Consider the following 2,309-nt stretch of genomic DNA (forward strand, 5'->3'; position numbering starts at 1 on the left):
AGAATTACCAAAGAAATTAAGCAAAAAACAGGAAGTTTCAGGGCTTGGGCGTAACTGCACTATGTTCGATACAGTGCGTAAATGGGCATATAAAGCGATTAGAGCACATAGAGGTGGTATTTATACTACTTGGCTAGATGAAGTAGTAAAACACTGTCTAAGCGTAAATGAGGCGTTTTTAGAAGCATTACCCTATTCAGAAATCAAAGCTACAGCTAAGAGTATCGCCACATATTGTTGGAAAAAGGATGCCTACTGCTATCAAGAGTTTATTGATCGTCAAAGCCGAAAAGGAAAGCTAGGTGGTCTAAAGGGGGGGAAAATTAGATCGGATAATTATGCTTCTAAAAGAGTTAAGGCTTTAGCAATGATGAAAGAGGGTATGACTCAAAAGCAGATAGCAACTGAATTAATGGTTACTGATAGAACAATTAGGAACTGGATAAAAAATGATGTTTGATAGCTTATTTAGAAAAAAATCAGATAAATTGATAAAAGAATGAGTGTATACGCTACTATATTACTTCGTTAAATCGTAAGACAAATAACTATGAAAAACATTCTATTAGCAAGTATTACTCTTTTTATCGTTGGTTGTAGTGCTGAATCTGAAACTCAACTAATGGGTGGAAAATTTAGCTCCATGTCACAATGTCTTGAGACGATTAAAAATAGATCAGGCCAGACTCTTAGACCGATGACAGATACACCGGAGAAAGTTACTGGATATCTTGGAGATACGAACCTCAATTTCTACTGTGGAGTGAAGCAAACAGGTACTGAAGGTACTTATATTGAAGGTTGGTTTGATGAGCCAGTTAGTAATTAATTGTATGTAATTCTTAAAATCTAAAATCGTACGTTAATGAAAACAAATTTGCAGAAGTACTATTTTCTGTCATTAACGTACGAAAGCGCATTAAAAAGCGGAAAGTGAGCCTAAATCAGATATCAGCTCTTTTATCTGTATTTTGATTTCTTCTGGTGAACTATTTTCTAAGTTGGTGCTTAACTTTTCTATGTCTTTTAATAGCTTTTCTTTTATTTTTAGATGTGAATATTTTGTTTGATCTAATTTACCTTTATTGTTTAAAGATTTTATTGGGTCTAGTGTGTTGCAGTAGCCGTCTTCATTTTCGTTTCCTGTAATGTATATTGCTCCTTTATTTCTTAAATTATTTATTTCCCTTTTTGTATAATTATCGCTTTTTATGCCAATAAGTTTTTTCTTTTTAATAGCTTGTGGGAATTCTTTATCTAAGATTTTAATGTATTCGTTGCTTGTCCATGTATCTCCTCCATGGTTTTTTATTTTAATAAAAATTACTTCTTCAAAATTTATCAGAACTATTGCTATGCTGCCAGAGCGGTCTATAAATTTTGGATTTCTAGGATACATGTCAGATTTCAAATGAAAATGTATTAGTTTTTCATGTAAGTAAAGGTTATCTGTATAACTAGCTTCACATATTCTTGTACTTTGATATTTATTTAAATTTTCTCCATTTTCTATTTCTTTTTTTAGTTTGAAAAATCCTTTTTGTAAGTCAGTTGTTAGTTTTTTGAAATCTTCTTTAAAAGCTGAAGTTTGTAAACAATTACGAGTTTTTTCGGGAATTCTTCTTTCCAAAAAATTTAAGTATTGAAGTATTAAACAACTATTCGTACAGAAATCTATTTCTTCAGCAAGAAAATTTTGACAAATTATATTATTTAGATGATCTAGTAAATTAATTTTATTCATATGGTTACTCTAAATTTTTTTAAGGGCAAGGACACACAAAGGGTACTCTATACAAAAACTAAAGTTTTCGCTAGATTACCTTTTGTGCCTTGCAAGGGAAGAATCCCTTGACCCTCTTTTCGCCTTTTTCTATTGCGGTAAATTGCCTTTACTTGGCAATTTGTCCTCATAAAAAAAGCCGATCCAATCCATGAAGCAGATTGAGTCATGACTAAGAAAGACATAATCAAAAGAAAAAAAGAGATCAAAGTCCGTTTAACAGAAGCGGAACATCAAGCCTTACTGGAGCGTATGGAAGGTGGAGAGCTTGCAACTTGGATTCGAAATACTTGTCTAGATGAGAAGCCAAATAAAAGAAGAAATTATAAAGCGGCAGATCCTCAGCTATTAGCAGCATTAGGACGCATTGGGGGCAATCTCAATCAGATTGCGAGACAAGTAAATACTGTGGAATCTGATATAGAAAAACTTAGAGCCTTTGCAGAGTTGGCAGTTATTCGAGAACAACTACAAGGAATTTTAGCCAACTATGATCGTTAAATTTTTGGGAAATAAGGGCGGTGGT

At 32.9% G+C, this 2,309-nt stretch carries 4 protein-coding genes; 3 read left to right on the top strand and 1 reads right to left on the bottom strand.

The window, feature by feature from the left end:
* Both FTV32_RS16600 and FTV32_RS16605 read left to right on the top strand, forming a co-directional pair.
* Positions 1-460 (top strand): helix-turn-helix domain-containing protein (locus tag FTV32_RS16600; protein WP_180029132.1); only part of this gene is annotated, 460 nt, incomplete at its 5' end.
* 183 nt (positions 461-643) lie between these two features.
* Entirely contained in the window at positions 644-829 is a 186-nt protein-coding gene (locus FTV32_RS16605; protein ID WP_257227650.1) for a hypothetical protein, read from the top strand.
* Positions 830-919: 90 nt separating this feature from the next.
* Here FTV32_RS16605 and FTV32_RS16610 read toward each other — a convergent pair whose 3' ends face one another.
* Positions 920-1,744, bottom strand: coding sequence for a hypothetical protein (locus tag FTV32_RS16610; RefSeq protein ID WP_179991777.1), 825 nt, complete (start codon positions 1,742-1,744; stop codon positions 920-922).
* A gap of 207 nt (positions 1,745-1,951) precedes the next feature.
* On the opposite strand from FTV32_RS16610, the gene mobC reads away from it, so the two are divergent.
* Complete coding sequence (mobC, locus tag FTV32_RS16615; RefSeq protein WP_179996688.1) at positions 1,952-2,284, top strand: plasmid mobilization relaxosome protein MobC; 333 nt, start codon at positions 1,952-1,954, stop codon at positions 2,282-2,284.
* Positions 2,285-2,309: the final 25 nt, after the last annotated feature.

This window comes from Acinetobacter sp. YH16032 (genome assembly GCF_013417345.1).
Lineage (GTDB): Bacteria > Pseudomonadota > Gammaproteobacteria > Pseudomonadales > Moraxellaceae > Acinetobacter.